The 16,527-nt window shown below is 48.1% G+C and carries 14 protein-coding genes; 8 read left to right on the forward strand and 6 right to left on the reverse strand.

What is annotated here, in order from left to right:
• Nucleotides 1-2 precede the first annotated feature (2 nt).
• The 6 genes from DC345_RS09710 to DC345_RS09735 form a co-directional block, all read right to left on the reverse strand.
• Entirely contained in the window at nucleotides 3-761 is a 759-nt protein-coding gene (locus DC345_RS09710) for a lysophospholipid acyltransferase family protein (protein WP_113052920.1), read from the reverse strand.
• A complete protein-coding gene (locus tag DC345_RS09715; RefSeq protein ID WP_113052921.1) occupies nucleotides 730-1,497 on the reverse strand; it encodes a carotenoid biosynthesis protein in 768 nt (255 codons plus the stop codon). The genes DC345_RS09710 and DC345_RS09715 overlap by 32 nt, the downstream gene beginning before the upstream one ends.
• A complete protein-coding gene (locus DC345_RS09720) occupies nucleotides 1,497-2,369 on the reverse strand; it encodes a phytoene/squalene synthase family protein (protein ID WP_113052922.1) in 873 nt (290 codons plus the stop codon). The genes DC345_RS09715 and DC345_RS09720 overlap by 1 nt, the downstream gene beginning before the upstream one ends.
• Entirely contained in the window at nucleotides 2,366-3,829 is a 1,464-nt protein-coding gene (locus DC345_RS09725; RefSeq protein ID WP_113052923.1) for a phytoene desaturase family protein, read from the reverse strand. Before DC345_RS09725 ends, DC345_RS09720 begins: the two co-directional genes overlap by 4 nt.
• Nucleotides 3,826-5,376, reverse strand: a complete 1,551-nt coding sequence (locus DC345_RS09730) for a phytoene desaturase family protein (protein WP_113052924.1) — start codon at nucleotides 5,374-5,376, stop codon at nucleotides 3,826-3,828. The genes DC345_RS09725 and DC345_RS09730 overlap by 4 nt, the downstream gene beginning before the upstream one ends.
• A gap of 290 nt (nucleotides 5,377-5,666) precedes the next feature.
• The gene (locus DC345_RS09735) at nucleotides 5,667-6,785 is read right to left on the reverse strand and encodes a MerR family transcriptional regulator (protein WP_258530601.1); all 1,119 of its coding nucleotides are present in this window, start codon (nucleotides 6,783-6,785) and stop codon (nucleotides 5,667-5,669) included.
• A 45-nt stretch (nucleotides 6,786-6,830) separates the two neighbouring features.
• Here DC345_RS09735 and DC345_RS09740 point away from each other — a divergent pair, with 45 nt between their 5' ends.
• The 8 genes from DC345_RS09740 (at nucleotide 6,831) to DC345_RS09775 (ending at nucleotide 16,525) form a co-directional block, all read left to right on the forward strand.
• Nucleotides 6,831-8,306 (forward strand): phospholipase D family protein, encoded by a 1,476-nt coding sequence (locus DC345_RS09740; RefSeq protein WP_258530602.1) that lies wholly within the window; start codon nucleotides 6,831-6,833, stop codon nucleotides 8,304-8,306.
• Between the two features lie 125 nt (nucleotides 8,307-8,431).
• Nucleotides 8,432-9,055, forward strand: coding sequence for a TetR/AcrR family transcriptional regulator (locus DC345_RS09745; protein ID WP_113052925.1), 624 nt, complete (start codon nucleotides 8,432-8,434; stop codon nucleotides 9,053-9,055).
• Nucleotides 9,052-9,393, forward strand: a complete 342-nt coding sequence (locus DC345_RS09750; RefSeq protein WP_024632750.1) for a DMT family transporter — start codon at nucleotides 9,052-9,054, stop codon at nucleotides 9,391-9,393. Before DC345_RS09745 ends, DC345_RS09750 begins: the two co-directional genes overlap by 4 nt.
• Nucleotides 9,393-9,707: a DMT family transporter gene (locus DC345_RS09755; protein WP_113052926.1), complete on the forward strand. Its 315-nt coding sequence runs from the start codon at nucleotides 9,393-9,395 to the stop codon at nucleotides 9,705-9,707. Before DC345_RS09750 ends, DC345_RS09755 begins: the two co-directional genes overlap by 1 nt.
• Nucleotides 9,708-9,839: 132 nt before the next feature.
• The gene (locus DC345_RS32110) at nucleotides 9,840-9,971 is read left to right on the forward strand and encodes a hypothetical protein (protein WP_258530603.1); all 132 of its coding nucleotides are present in this window, start codon (nucleotides 9,840-9,842) and stop codon (nucleotides 9,969-9,971) included.
• Nucleotides 9,972-10,274: 303 nt separating this feature from the next.
• Nucleotides 10,275-11,204, forward strand: coding sequence for a TetR/AcrR family transcriptional regulator (locus DC345_RS09765; RefSeq protein WP_181586543.1), 930 nt, complete (start codon nucleotides 10,275-10,277; stop codon nucleotides 11,202-11,204).
• A 40-nt stretch (nucleotides 11,205-11,244) separates the two neighbouring features.
• Complete coding sequence (locus DC345_RS09770) at nucleotides 11,245-14,463, forward strand: efflux RND transporter permease subunit (protein ID WP_113052929.1); 3,219 nt, start codon at nucleotides 11,245-11,247, stop codon at nucleotides 14,461-14,463.
• A 373-nt stretch (nucleotides 14,464-14,836) separates the two neighbouring features.
• Nucleotides 14,837-16,525, forward strand: coding sequence for a PucR family transcriptional regulator (locus DC345_RS09775; RefSeq protein ID WP_258530604.1), 1,689 nt, complete (start codon nucleotides 14,837-14,839; stop codon nucleotides 16,523-16,525).
• The last annotated feature ends 2 nt before the right edge of the window (nucleotides 16,526-16,527 follow it).

The raw sequence follows: 16,527 nt of genomic DNA on the forward strand, positions 1-16,527 counted from the left end.
CGCTAACGGTTCACCCGCTTTCGCGCCGCATCGTATTTTTCACTCGTAGAACGCACGTGACGGATCAGTGGAAAAGCGCCCGGTAAACCGCCCTGCCCAATGCGTACCAGTTCTGATTTGTGGTCATTCAACTGCTGCTCCAGCACCCTGCTCAAACTGGTCGCAATCTCTTCGCTCTTCCTTGTCTTCCAATCTTGTATCACAGGCGCACCCACCTGCATCGATATTTCCGGCAAATCATGCTGCACCATGCCATGACACAAAGTCACAGGTACAGCTACGGCGCGTGGGGAGCGGCGAAGCAATAAACCAATGCCTGGACGAAACTCGATTGGCCTGGCATCCTGATGCAGAATTTCCCCTTGGGGAAAGATCCAGACCCTTTTGCCGGAGTGAAGCAGCTCAGTTGTATATTGCAAGGAGGTTCGTATGCTGGATGCATTCTCCTTGTTGATTGAATACGCGCCAAGTTTACGGAAAAAGGCATATTGTCGCAGCTGCTCTTCTTCCATCATGACATAATGATCGCCTCGGGAAGTCTGCTGTGATGCATGATAGAGCAGTAGACCATCCCACCAGGAGCTGTGGTTCATGAAATAGATGACCGGTTGATCCGGTTCCATGGGTGAACCCGTATTCGGTAACAGCGGGTCCAATGAACCTGATAGAGTAAACGAGCGAAAACGTCTCCGCAGCAAATAATAATGATTGTATAAGGAAAAAATCCGGTTAAACGGTTTTGATTTTACGGCGCGAATCATATAGCCAGCTCCCCTCAGCAAGAAGCACACCTACAATAGCAATGATGAAGCTGCCCGTAATTCCTTCTTTGAGAGCTAACAACCCAAACAAAAGAATAAACAGCTGATACAACCATTTCGCACGCAGCAATGAGCTTCGATCTGAAGGCATTGCCGGAAGAAACATGGAGAGGAACGCTCCCATTACAAACCAGCTTATGTAATTGGTCCAGGGCACACCGTAGAATCCGCCCGGAGCTTGCCATTGCCAGAATCCTCTGGCATGCGCAACCGGGTCCAGCACCAAGTCAAGCACGATGGCCCAAAATCCAGTCTTCACTGCCCGGAAAAGCTTGCCGGTCCAGGTCGAACCACAGCCACTGAGCAAAGCCGAGTTACCAACGACCGCAATCCAGGCGAAGCCTAATGTAACAGGTACACTGAACAGGTGGATTCCGAAGAAGTCCGAATACGAATACTCGCCAAAGGGCCAGTGTGTATGCACGCCGACCCATTCTACCCCCATGCCACCCAGCCATATAATAAAGGAAACCAGCCAGAGTTCAGGTTTCATCCAGATGACTGACTGGTCGGACAACCCTGTCCGTTTCCGTCCTTGATATATCAGATCCAGCACATACAGTGCATAGAAGATTAGAAACAATCCGTTGGAGAAGGAAAGTACATCCGGAACACCGATCGTCAGCATCAGTACCGCTCCGATAATATACCACGCCCAGTACAGGCCCTGAACCATCAGGATACCGCCGTGCGGGAGGCTTGGTAAGCCAACATTGGATAACGTTTCACAATGGCACCCAGCATCTCCAGTTTCAGTTCATCACTAACAAATGCACGCTTCGTATACACATCATAGTCGTTGCGCTCGACCGCATGAAGAATAGTCGAATAAAAGGCTGCTGCCAGCTCAATCGCAAATGCACTTTCGGTTGGGTACGTATCCAGACGGTCCATACCGATACGGAACCAGCCCAGCGCAGCTGCTTTTAATTCATGAATAATGGCCATAAACCTTTCGTCAACAACACCATTGGCCCAATCCTGTTCGGAATATCCATGCTTCTCCATCAACTCCAGCGGAACATAGCGGCGGGCTCTTGCCCGGTCTTCGCCCACATCACGGATAATATTGACGATCTGCATACCTTTGCCCAGTGCAATGCCATTCATCGCAACGTCTGTACCGTCATCATCCCGCAATACAGGCAACAGCATCTCGCCTACGGTTCCGGCAACCAGATAACAATACTGCTCCAGTTCCTCCATCGTTGTATAATGCGTGACTTTAAGATCGGTTAATTGTCCGTCCATTTGACGGAAGAAAGGCCCCTTGTCCAAATGAGGGAAGCTTATAAACAGCCATCGTAATGCCGGCCAGATAAAATGTCCTTCCGCTTCTTCCAGTTGATTGAACAGATTGCGGATGTCATGAATCGTATAAGGCGATTGCTCCGGCTCATCCACACTGTCATCGATCATGCGGCAAAAGGCATAGATAACATACACGGCCTCGCGCCGTGGGCTGGGCAGACCTCGGAAGGCTTGATAAAAAGATGACGAGCCCTTTTGCATTAATTCCTCACACTTGTTCAAAATCGCTTCATTCATGTTTCCATCTCCTTCGTCAGTAAATTCACTGCCATCCGTGCACTCTGCATCACTATCGGAACCCCGCCTCCCGGATGTACAGAAGCTCCAGCCGCATACAGTCCCCGGATTGCCGGAAACGGCTTCGGTTGCGGACGATATACACCTGATTGAAACAGCACAGGTGCGATGCCAAAGCTGCCGCCGCCATACAGACCGTCACGCTCAGCGTCGGCGGGAGTACGTAATTTTTGCCACTTGATCGCTTCACGGAGTCCCGGAAATGCGCGTTGTTCCGCTTCTTCCAGTACACGCTCTGCCAGCGCCTCGCTCTCCCGAGGCCAGTCGACACCATCGGCATCCGGCACAGGAATGAGGAAGTACAACACACTCTGGCCTGGCGGAGCTGCCGTCTCATCCAATGCGGCCGGATTGAATACATAAAAAGAGGACTTCGCCGGAATGCGGCGCTGATCGAACACTTCCCGCAAACTACCGTCCAGACTTGGAGGCAGGAAAAACTGATGCGTTGTTGCATCATCCCACGTTTTGTCTACACCCGCATAAATCAACACACATCCCGATGAGGGGCGATATGCCTTTCGCTTCCGTGAAGCATTAGGCGTCTGACCAAGCAGACCCGACAGATGGGGGAAATCTCCATTGTAGATAACTGCATCCACATTTTCTGCGCCTGCGGGGGTTTCTATACCTTCGCATACACCATTTTTAATATTCAGTCCCGTCACTTCGGTGTTTAAAACGATGCGACCACCACGTGATATCAGTTCCTGTTCCAATATGGCAGGTAATGCCGCATAGCCACCTTTCACCATCCAGATACCGTATTCATGTTCTGCATAAGGAAGCAGGGAATAAATACCCGGCGTACCGAAAGGAGATCCTCCAATATAGAGACTTTGCAGCGAATATGCATCCAATAGTTCCTCATGCTGAAAATAATCGCCTACAGCCTTCCGTACACTTTTGTGCGCGCGTAATCGGCCCATCAAGGACATCAGAGACGGAGTGAAGAAGTCCCTTTTTCGCGGAAAAGCCCGTTCCAGAAAAGCAGCCCGTCCCGCCGGAAAGAGCGTGTCCATATCTTTCATAAATTTCGAAAATCCCTGACTTTCTCCAGGGAAGAGACGTTCAATCTCTTCGGCCTGCTGTTCACGTGCCGTCATCTTGGTCATCACACGACCGCTGCTATAATGCACCCTGTACAATGGATCACAACGCAGCAGCTCAATCTTCGAACGATCCACCCCCGCTTCCTCCAAAATGCCAAGCAGCATCTCAGGCAGAAGTACGATGGTCGGGCCTTGATCGATCCGATAGTCCCCTTCCTGTTCGTAGCCGATACGACCACCAACTCTGGAACCCCGTTCATATACGGTTACATCCCAACCCTGTCGATTCAGCAGCAACGCTGCAGTCAGTCCGCCAATACCTGCACCTACGATGGCTGCCCGTTTCATGAATGGCCTCCTGCTTCCGCCGTTTTCACATACGAGGATGGTTTCGAGCGCTTGCGAGCATCCTCTTCCTGGATCAGTTTCACGCTGATTCGAGCTGATTCAAAGATGGTTGGCAATCCACTGCCCGGATGCGTTCCGCCACCCACCAGCCACAACCTTTTCAACTCTTCAAACTGGTTATGCGGCCGCAGATACATCATCTGCCCAAGATTATGAGCCATATTAAATGTTGCTCCGCGGTACACGTCGAGTTCATTTTGCCAATCCAGCGGTGTAAACATCATGGATTCTTCAATACGACTGCGGATGTCTGACAACTCACGAATCGATTCCAACCGCTTCATCATCGCCTCCCGCACATTCTCCCGTTCGACCTCCCAATCGATGTCTCCGGTAAGGTTCGGCGTAGGCATGAGAACATATAATGCAGATTTCCCTTCCGGTGCGAGCGTCGAATCGAGTCTGGAAGGGTTATGAATATAGAGGGACGGATCCGCAGACAGCACTTTATGCTTCGTAATTTCGTCGACGTTCAGTCGATAGTCCTCGGGAAAATAGATGGAATGATGCGGTAAATCCACTTCACCGTCCACACCCAGATACAGCATGGCTGTGGAGCAAGAGAATTTTTTACGCTTCATTTTCTCCGGTGTATATTTCTTAAGTACGCCTGGTTCAAACAGATGGTTCACGGCATGCGCAAAGTCCGCATTAACAACGACATGATCTGCTTCAATGCGTTCGCCATTTTCTAGCAATACGCCTTCTGCACGACCATTGCGAACAATGACCTGTTTGACCGGACAGGATGTATGTATTCGTCCTCCATATTCTTCAACGACATCAGCCATGGCTTGAAATACGCGATTGACACCGCCAGTAGGATGAAACAAACCATAGTTGTGCTCAATGAACGACAGAATCGTAAACGTACCCGGACAATCCCATGCAGACATGCCAAGGTATTTGGATTGAAACGTGAATGCCCAGCGCAAGCGCTCATCCGTGAAATAGCGGGACAGAATGCCATAGACCGTATTGTTAATATCGAGTTTTGGCAAAGCTGTCATGGCATCTCTTCGCAAATAATCTGCCAGCTTGCCGAAAGGTCTGCGCAGCAAAGGCATAACTTTGCCAAACTTCACTTCCTCTTCCTGCATGAATCGAAGGTAATTGTCCTCGTTGCCGGGGAAAAGCTCCTTGATCTGTGCGGCTGTATCTTCACGGTTACGGGAAGGTGTAAACACCTTGTCGCCAAAATTTAGGGCATACAGCGGAGTCAGCTCTTTCATCTCCACATAGTCGGATAATTGGCGTCCCACAACATCGAACATCTCTTCAATCAACTGCGGCATCATCAAAAACGTTGCACCCCGGTCGAACCGATATTCGCCCAGCTCCAGTCTGGAAGAACGTCCCCCGATGACTGGCTGTTTCTCATATACATCTACTTCGTACCCCTGGCCGGACAATAACATCGCTGCTGCAAGTCCACCCGGACCTGCACCAATGACTGCTGCACGTTTACGCTGCTGATTCGGTATCATGCCACTCACCTTTCCTATGTTAAGAACTATCTCTAGTACTATAGTCTCTAACCTATTATTAAACCGGCCTTGAACTGTTCAAGCGGGTAAACGCAAAAACATTATACAAATGTAGTACAAATATTATACGACCTATTAAATCAAAAAATGACCCGCTGGTCAAATTCTCTATTAAGATATTTTGGAAAGCAAAAAAAACACCCTTCGCGCTCTTGCGTCAAAGGATGTCCTGTATACCTAAAGCTATACATATTATTTTATAAATACATTCTCAAAAAGACACGAATCAGTTATCTTCGCCCAGGCGATGGTTCAACAAAATACTCACGTTCCATCCACGATTGCCAATCCGCTGAATTTCCGGGCATAATCCACTGCGGGTAACGTGCATTCTCTGCACGCTCATAGCCCTTCCCTCCAAGTACAAAGCGCATATCAGGGAACTCATCCAAAATTCGTCCTATGAGTTGATCACACCGTTCAAGCAGTTCTGAACTGGTAACCGAAAGACAAACTAACCGAATTTTCTGCTCCCGGATAATTGGATAAATTCCTTCTTCGGGTGTGTCGGCTCCGAGATAGAGCACTTCAGCACCATTTTTACGCATAAACAGGGAGAACAACAATAAGCCTACCTGATGATGCTCCCCTTCCGGGCACAAGGCTAGAACTTTGGGCAGATGCGGATAGATCGGGAACAGATGGAAAAACTGATAAAAGCGCTGTGAAATCAATTGAGTCATAAAATGCTCTTGAGCGACCGAGGCCCTACCCTGCTCCCACGCATCCCCAACACGAACGAGAATAGGCACCAGCACATGATAAAACATGGAATCATATCCGTACATGGTGAAGCCAAAATCAATCAAACCATTGGCCCGTTCGCCCTGAAAGTTGTATAACGAGTCGTAGATCTGATCGGCTATACGTACATATGCTTCTTCCATCGTGGGTACTGGTGGGGTAAATGACGTAGGCACTGCAGCAGCTTCCTGTGATCTGGTTTTGTTCACCTTCAGCATGCGTACTGCTTCCGAAATATTGGTCTGGTGCTGCTCCACCTGCTCTTTTAACCAGCGCAGATCTGCAACATTCTCTTCCGTGTACAAGCGATAACCCGATTCCGTCCGCTCAGGGGTGACCGCACTGTACCGATTCTCCCAAGCCCGGAGCGTTACCGTCGGAATACCCAGCATGGCAGCGACTTGTTTGATGGAATACACCTTATTACCTACTTTCTTTCCTGAAATAGCCGGACTTTCATAGGTTAAACGAATCCTTATCCCGTCCTTGTCAGGTATATGAAAATCCGAACATTCCACAAAAATAATACACTCATTATACACAACGCTCATATGCATGTCGATTGAATCGATCGAATTGGTTTTGCACTGCGTCAATGTTGTCATCCGGGTGGTAATAGAAGTCAGCAAGTTCAGAAAGGGGAGTTATTGTTGTTTTCTTATCGCCGCCAGACATCAGACCGCAAGTCTTCACGCGGCAAATTTCCATACATACGAACATGTCTCGTATTACTGGTCCTATGGCTCATCGCCGTCATGCTCTACCAGACCTATAAACCTTTACCAGGCGGCGTTTCCTATGAAAGTCCTGAATACCGTGTGGATCAGGTGCAATTTCTGCATGATCTGACTTATCCCTCTGCTGACGGACAGATGGAGCATGAACAGCAGATCTTCCAGCGCATGCAACAGATCGTTGAAGACGCGGAACAGTTCGTCGTCGTTGATATGTTCTTATTCAATAACTACCAGCACAAAGGTCAGCAATTCCCACCCATAAGCACAGAGTTCACAGAAACACTGGTTGCCAAAAAGCTTCAGAAACCGGATATGGTTATCTGGTTCATTACCGATGAAGTGAACACCAACTACAACTCTGCACCCAACCCGTTACTGGAACAGATGAGACAGGCCGGGATTCACGTGGTCATTACAGATGTGGACCCTTTACGCGATTCCACTCCCGTGTACTCCGCGGTCTGGCGAACCTTCTTCCAATGGTTTGGTCAATCCGGGAAGGGATGGATTCCGAACCTGATGGCAACCGACGGACCGGATGTCACAGTACGTTCCTACCTTAAGTTGCTCAATGTAAAAGCAAATCATCGTAAAGTGGTGGTCAGTGAGAAGACGGCTATTGTGTCCTCAGGCAACATTCATGATGCCAGTGCCTACCATTCAAACATCGCTTTTGAAATAACCGGACCGATCATCGGAGATATCCTTGAGTCGGAACAGGCTGTGCTGAATTTCTCAGGCGGGGGAAAACTTCCTTCCTATACAGTTCCCTCCACAGATCCGAATAAGGGCGATTTGCGAATTCGTTATCTAACCGAGGGCAAAGTGAATGAGGCAGTGCTCCATGAGATCAATCAATCGTCAAAAGGTGACACCTTGTGGATGGGCATGTTCTACATCGCTTCCCCCAAAGTATTGGACGCCCTGCTCGAAGCCTCGAAACGGGGAACCGAGATTAGGCTTGTACTCGACCCGAACGAAAATGCTTTTGGTCAGGAGAAAACTGGCATTCCCAATCGTCCTGTAGCTGCCGAGTTACATGATAAATCGGATGGCAAAATCCAAATTCGCTGGTATAACACAACCAAGGAACAATATCATACCAAGATGATGTACATCGCCAAAGCCACCGGGGATCATATCGTTCTTGGAGGATCGACCAACTTCACCCCCAGAAACATGAATGATTATAATCTGGAAAATGACCTCTGGGTTGCTGCCCCACCAGACAACTCATTCACTCATGATGTCGCGAATTATTTTGACCGGATATGGAATAATGAAGATGCCGAGTTCACACTGAACCTGGATGAATTCCAAGAAAAGACTACATTTTTGAAAGAAATCGTATATAAGCTGCAGCTGATTTTGGGATTAACGACCTTCTAATTGAAGATGAAATCTCAAGCATAAACCCGCCTGTACACTAACGTGCAGGCGTTTTTTGTGCCTTGACAGGGAATGTAAAATGTGAAAATATAGGTTACCTAACGACCGTTAGGAAGGTGATAATGATGACAGCACATTCGATTCGAGATGCAGCCCTGTTCCATTTTGCAAGAGATGGATATGAAGGAGCTTCCTTAAGAGCTATCGCTGACGAAGTCGGGATTAAAAAACCGTCCATATATGCACATTTTAGCGGCAAGGATGACCTGTTTTTGCAAACCCTTGCGCATGCGTTTAAGGATGTTCAGCGTCGAACGCTGGAATATTTTCGTGATCACGCCGATCTGCCACTGGAACAAAGGTTGAAGGGTTTGCTGATATGGTTTGAGCAGGAGTATAACTGTAATGCCTCTGCCCGCTTTATGTTGCGTATGTGTTACTTCCCGCCACTTTCGCTATATAGCGAAGTGATGGATCTAGTTTATCCGTTTCTGGACGGTATGGAACGGTCACTGACACGACTGCTGCAAAGGGCGACGCGCAAGGGGGAACTACAGGCTGTTCCAGCAGAACAAGCTGCGATTACTTATATGACTTTTCTCGATGGCATCACGGTTGAGATTATTTATGGAAGTTCACGTCGATACCGAAGACGGATTGAAGCTTCCTGGCCAGTCTACTGGCATGGCATTCATCATCTGAAACAAGAGGCACAGCCCGTTGTGCTGAAAGGAGATTCATCATCATGAACCGCAACTGGTTATATGTATTTATCGGGGGACTCATTGAGATTGTATGGGTTAGTGGGCTGAAACACGCCTCCAATGTGTGGGAGTGGGCTTTGACGGCCCTAGCCATCATCCTCAGCTTTGGATTAATTATCGCCGCTTCCAAAAGATTGCCTGTGGGTACGGTATATGCCGTATTTACGGGGATTGGTACAGCAGGTACGGTACTGACCGAAATGCTGCTATTTGGTGAAGCATTCTCACTCGCCAAAGTTTTGCTAATCGGTCTTTTGCTATGTGGTGTGGTCGGACTGAAACTGGTCACGGATCAACAATCGGCAAAAGGAGGTGAAGCATAATGGCTTGGATGGCAATTGTGGGTGCAGGCATATGTGAAATTTTTGGCGTCATCGGCATTAATGGTGCTTCTTCCCGGAAGGGCTGGCCGTATATCGTGCTCATGCTTGTATCGTTCGTAGTCAGCTTCTCCCTCTTATCCTATGCGATGACTTCCATTCCCATGGGTACCGCGTATGCGGTGTGGACTGGAATTGGTACGGTGGGCAGCACGCTAACAGGTATGTTCCTGTTCGGTGAGCGGAAGGAGGCCAAGCGGCTGCTGTTTATTGCCATGATTTTGGTGGCGGCGATTGGATTGAAACTGATTACGTAAATACCTTCATTACAATTTTTATAATATTTAATTATTAATAAAGACGACTTCGTTCAGGAAGTCGTCTTTTTGGGATATGATATAAAAGGAAACCTCCTCACACTCTGTTACGTAAGAAAGGATGTCGTGATGATGAAGAAATTGTTCGCGCGCATGGGTTCTTTTACCGGTTACATCTTTCTGATCGCTGTGGGAGCCTTTTATTTGTTTGCTCTTGTAGCCATCATCCTTCTAGCCGTTTACGTCTTTAAGGGCGGAGCCTGAAATAGATTATTTTGGACTCATCCTACTCAGCTTGCTCGCCCTAACTAGCCTGAGTACTCATGATTATCATACATACTGCAAGGAACATTCGTCGCTCATTACTTTATATAGTCTTTATGGTGTCTAGATGACGTAGAAAAATGCTCCATCCTCCTTATATTGCGCCTCTTATTTTTCCATTTTTCTCCCATTTGAATTCCGTTGTCTTTATCGTTTATACTTGGTTTGACCCTAAAGTCAATTCAAGAACTCGTAAGTTCCGCAGGTGAGGTGACTGTATCGTTAATGAACCCTATCCATGAAATGAATGAGAAGAAAAAGCTCATTATTACCACAGCACTCAAGCTGTTCTCAGCCAAAGGCAGTGCTGCCACCTCCATGCAGGAGATTGCAGAAATATGTGGGATGTCGAAAGGCAGCCTCTACCTCATGTTCAAATCCAAAGAGGAATTAGAGGCCAGTACGATGGAATACTGCATATTCACGCTCATGGACGAAATGTCCCAGATTGAACATGAAGCTGGGCTCACTTCGAGAGAACGTCTGCACAAACAGATTGAAACACTGCTTGTACATGTATCCGAGCTGAAAGAATTTCTACGTGTGCAAATGCGCAGCATGATGATGGACGAAGAGCAGCATCGCAAGGAAAAGTGCAAACCGCATAACAAGGACCTGGAGATCCGTACCCTGCACTGGTTTAAGGACAAACTGGAGGATCTGTACGGACCGGAGATTGAACCTTATACCATAGACCTTATTTTGCTCACGCATGGTCTGTTCCTCTCCTACGTCAAAATCTGGTTTACGGAAATGCCTTCCCTTACCGTATCCAAGATGGCAAGCAAGATGCTGCAAACGATCGATTATGCAGCCCGCGGATTGCTCGATCAACGCCCCGCCCCTCTGGTTCCTTTGGAACATTGGCCAGCATGGAGCAGCGATTCAGATACAGAATCCACAATGATGCGTCATCCCATTCATATCATCAAACAAATGAAGGATATCATCACTTCTGATATGCCTCCAGGGCAATTGCGCAATGACGCGATGGAGACCATTGCCATCCTGAGACAGGAAATGATGGAATTCACACCGCGACGTGCCATTATTCTGGGCATGATGCGCAATCTGGATCACATTCCTGTCATCCAGCCATTGCACTCCGAGCTTCAGCACATTATGGATGCCATGTATAGCCGGTTCATCCAGGCTGACTCGTCACAACAATAAAGAAATACAGGGAGAAACAGAGAGGAGAAGAAATCATCGTATGAAAGGAATTATTAATTTTTCACTGAACAACAAGTTTGCGATCTGGATTCTGACCATCATCGTTTCCTTCGCCGGTTTGTACAGCGGACTGACGATGAAACAGGAGACCATTCCAAACATCAATGTGCCATTCTTGAGTGTTACAGCCATTGATCCAGGGGCAGCTCCAGAGGGTATTGTCGAGGATGTCACCAAACCACTCGAACAGACCTTAAGAAATGTAGAGGGAATTAAGACACTCACCTCCACTTCCATGGAGAACGCCTCTTCCATCACCCTCGAATTTGATTATGGTACCGATCTGGATAACGCTACCGCTGCGGTACGCGAAGCACTGAATGAGGTGCAGTTGCCGGATGGTGTACAGAAACCAACCATTTCCAAGTTCAGCATCAACTCCTTCCCGGTTGTCTCGCTCAGCTTGTCTGACAAGGACGGCGGCGATCTGGAACAATTGACTCGACTGGTTGAAACGGATATCCAGCCTGCACTAGAAGATATTGACGGTGTAGCTCAAGTCCAAGTTTCCGGCCAATATGTTAAGGAAGTTCAACTGAAGTTTGACCAGAAAAAAATGAAAGAACTCGGTTTGACTGAAGATACAGTCAACGGCATCGTTCAAGGCTCTTCTGTCCGTGTACCACTCGGACTGTTCGAACTGGACAAAGCGCAGAAAGCTGTCGTTGTTGATGGCAATATCATCGATCTGGATGATTTGAAAAATCTCGCCATTCCGGTTGTACCAAGCGGTGCAGGAGCAGGCAGTGGTTCAGCCACAGCACCACAAGGGGCCGGTGCACAAGCTGGTGGGGCAGCTCAAGGCTCTGCACAAGGTTCTGACCAGGCTGCAGGACAAGCCGCTGGCGGAAATGCCAGCGTGGGCAGCACTTCAGGTGCCGCTAACGCACCTGGAATTCCAACGGTTAAATTAAGCGAGATCGCCAAAATTGAAGTCATTGGTCAGGCGGAATCCATTTCCCGGACAGACGGTAAGGAATCCATCGGGATCTCCATCGTTAAGTCCAATGATGCCAATACAGTTGATGTCGTGAAGGCGGTTAAAGACAAGGCGGAAGAGTTGCAGACGCAGTTCAAAAACGCTGAGTTGACTGTTTTGCTCGACCAAGGTAAACCTATCCAGGACTCCGTAAACACGATGTTGTTCAAAGCGATGTTTGGTGCTTTGTTCGCCATTCTGATCATTCTGTTGTTCCTGCGTGATATTCGTTCCACCATTATTTCTATTATCTCTATCCCGCTCTCCTTGCTCATTGCATTGACAGCACTGAATATGATGGACATTACGCTGAACATGATGACCCTCGGTGCCATGACGGTCGCGATTGGACGGGTTGTCGATGACTCCATCGTTGTTATCGAGAATATCTATCGCAGACTGACACTCAAGGGAGAGAAACTTAAAGGCCGTGATTTGATCCGGGAAGCTACCCGGGAAATGTTCATTCCGATCCTCTCTTCCACCATCGTAACCATTGCGGTATTCCTGCCGCTGGCACTCGTGAGTGGTATGGTCGGTGAGCTATTTATGCCATTTGCCCTGACGATGGTATTCGCTTTGCTGGCATCCCTGATTGTGGCTGTTACGATTGTACCGATGCTGGCACATACATTGTTCCGCAAAGGTCTGAAGAACAAGAAGAATCATGAGGAAAAACCGGGCAAGATGGCAGAAGGTTACAAACGACTCTTGAACTGGACATTGTCACACAAACTCATCACCGTTGGCGCTGCTGTATTGCTGCTCGTCGGCAGTTTGTTCCTGTATCCGTTCATCGGTGCAAGTTTCTTGCCGGAACAACAGGATAAATATGTGACGATTACGTACAGTCCGGAAACTGGAGCTTTGCGTGAAGATGTAGAAAAAGAAGCACTTGTAGCCGAGAAATGGTTGCTTACGCAACCAGGTCTGGAGAAAATGCAGTATTCTATCGGCGGCAGCAATCCGCTGAGCAGCATGGGTGGAGGCAGCTCCAACTCTGCTCTCTTCTATATCGAATATAACGAAGATACGAAAGACTTTACAAAAGTGAAAGAACAGCTTGTGGAAGGTCTGAAGAAAGAAGTTACTGTAGGAACCTGGAATGAGCTTGACATGTCCGGGGGTCTGGGAGGCAGCAGCTTGAGCCTTTCCATCTATGGTGACAATGTAGATCAGATCAAACCTGTCTCTGATGAAATTCTGAAACTGGTTGAAGCAGATACCGAATCTTTTGAAAAAGCCGACACCACGCTCTCCGATACCTACGGGCAATACACACTCGTCGCGGATCAGGAGAAACTGAGCTCGCTGGGTCTGACCGCTGGCCAACTGGCCATGACGCTCAGCCCTGCACGTGAACGTCCTGTGCTCACGGAAGTGGATATCGACAACAAAACGTATAAAGTCTATGTAGAGACTGACAAAAAGACATTTACCAGCATTGCTGATATTGAAAATGAAAAAGTCACTTCACCACTCGGCATCGAAGTACCAATCAAAGATGTCGCGAAAGTGGAAGAAGGCACTTCACCGAACTCCATCATGCGTATTGATGGCAAAGTCGTTGTACAGGTGTCAGCCAACATTTTGGCTTCCGATGTGCAAAAAGCGTCATCAAACTTGCAGGCGAACATCGACAAACTGGATCTGCCTGATGGCGTTGAAGTGAAGTTTGGCGGTACGACCGAACAGATTAATGACACGTTTACCCAACTTGGTCTGGCCATGCTGGCAGCCATTGCGATTGTGTACTTTGTGCTTGTCGTTACATTCGGCGGTGGACTGGCGCCATTTGCCATCCTGTTCTCCCTGCCATTTACCATCATTGGTATTATGGTTGGCCTGTTCGTAGCGGGCGGTACGCTTGACGTATCTGCCATGATGGGTGGACTGATGCTGATCGGGATCGTGGTCACCAACGCCATCGTTCTGATCGACCGTGTTATTCACAAGGAAAAAGAGGGAATGCCTACTCGTGAAGCCTTGCTGGAAGCCGGAGCAACGCGTCTGCGTCCGATTCTGATGACAGCTCTGGCTACCATTGGTGCCTTGCTGCCACTGGTGACAGGACTTGAAGAAAGCGCAGGGATCATCTCGAAAGGTCTTGGAATTACCGTAATCGGCGGTCTGATCAGCTCCACGCTGCTGACTCTGGTTATCGTGCCAATCGTGTATGAGTTCCTGATGAAGTTCAAAAAGAAAAGAATTGAAGATTAATCGACACCTGCTGTTGATCGAATTCATCATCACTCCGAATTAAGATAAGCTTCTAACATAGAACACCCCTTAGCCCACATTAGAATGGTTTGTACATTCTGATCTCCGGCTAAGGGGTGTTTTACATTTAGATATGATCTCTTAGCATCGATTATAGAAACATCCAGATGTTAGATAGAGCTACATAGGAATAATCCATTTTGTTTTATTTCATAAAAGGAAGAGATCATTTTGTGAAATAAAACAAATGAACGTGAGATTTCAGCTCATCTACTGTAAACGGACTTATAATCAAAACAAACGCTCTTCAGAAGCCCGACTTACAAAACGGGTATGTAAAACTGCATGTATTTGTGGGAAGGACGGTGGTTGTGTGGGGGAAACGACGCTGCATATTCAGATGAGAGACATGCTGAAACGTCCGGTGTTCCGCAAGGCTGAGGTGCTCGCCAGTGAACGGGCCTTGGAGCGATATGTGCGTTGGGTGCATATCATGGAGGTTACCGAGGTAGGCAATTTGCTGAATGGCGGGGAACTGGTGCTAACAACCGGCATTGGCTGGCAGGATGATGAAAAGCAGGGACTGTCTTTCATGCGCCAGTTAATTGCTCGTGGAGCTGCGGGACTCTGCATCGAACTCGGGGCTCACACCAAGTCCCAGCTTGAATCCATGAAGGAACTTGCAGCAGAAGAGGATTTTCCACTGATCTGGTTTCACGAACAAGTACGTTATATTGATATTACACAGGACCTGCATTTCGCTCTGATTCGCAGCCACCAGCGTATGCTTGTCGAGCTCGACAGCCTTACCACCTCGTTCAACCAACTTCTTTTGAATGGAGACGGTGTACAACCACTGCTCCGACTATTGTCTCGAACAACGGGTTACCCTGTAGTGTTATATCCACTGGATGGCGAAGCGAGTGCCGTTCCCTACTGCCCACCAGACCAACTGGAGATGCGTCGGCAGGAGTGGTTCACACGTGGTGGTCATTTGGACAATGGAGATCATCTGGGAGATCATTTCGTGCACAGAAATCATTCGGTGCCTTCACTGGGTGCACTCACCCTGCCTGTTCAGGCACTTGATTATGTATTTGCCGAACTGGTGCTCATGCTCAACAAGATGCCGGACCACGATCAGGAGCTGCATAACAGTCCCTCTGATGAGTTCATCATCCAGGCACTGGAACGTTGTGCAGCCGCCATTGCTCAGGACTGGATGCGTACCAAATACATGGAGGAAAAGCGACGCTACAAGGAAGATATGTGGGTCATTGACTGGCTTAACGGACATCATTCTGTGAAAGAAATCCATGAATATGTATCTGCCGCCAACGCCCAGCTTGCTTCTGGAATAGGTACCGTCATTTTGTTCGATAGCAATCCCAACTACACAGACAGTCTCAAGCTACAGAAACTGTTAATTCAACGCAATATCGTTGCCCGTTCCGTGTTCTCACGGGAAGGATTCGCCCTGTACAGCACGGTTTTAAACCACCAGATCATTCTGATTATCCTTGACCCTTTGCCAGGATCTCAGCGGAAAAGCAGTCTTTGGCGCTGCATTGAACAGTTGCAGCAGCATGAACAGGAACAGACCCACCGCCTCTTCTCAGGTCTGTTCGGCATCGGTCACAGCTGTGCTGATCTATCACGTCTGAAAGACAGCCTTGAGGCAGCCAAGGATACCCTGCGCATTCAGAAGGACATCGGTGTGATGCAGCAGCCCTTTTACAGCAATCTCCACTGTTACCGCATTATTTCCAGCATGAAGCAGAGCGGTAGTCTGGATGATTTCATTGAGGAATATCTCGGGCCGATCATTCGTTATGATGCCGAAAAAGGCGGCCAGTTGTTACGTACGCTTAAACAATATTTTATTCTATGCTGCTCCAAGCAGAAGACGGCCACGGCTTTATTTATCGTCCGACAGACGTTATATCACAGATTGCATAAAATTGAGACACTCCTGGGTGATGACTATACCCTCCCCGAGAAACGCGTCGCCATCGAACTTGCCATCTATGCATATGAATACGTTCATGGACCACTCGCGTGACC

Origin of the sequence: Paenibacillus taichungensis, assembly GCF_003287275.1 — a bacterium.
Classification (GTDB): domain Bacteria; phylum Bacillota; class Bacilli; order Paenibacillales; family Paenibacillaceae; genus Paenibacillus; species Paenibacillus taichungensis_A.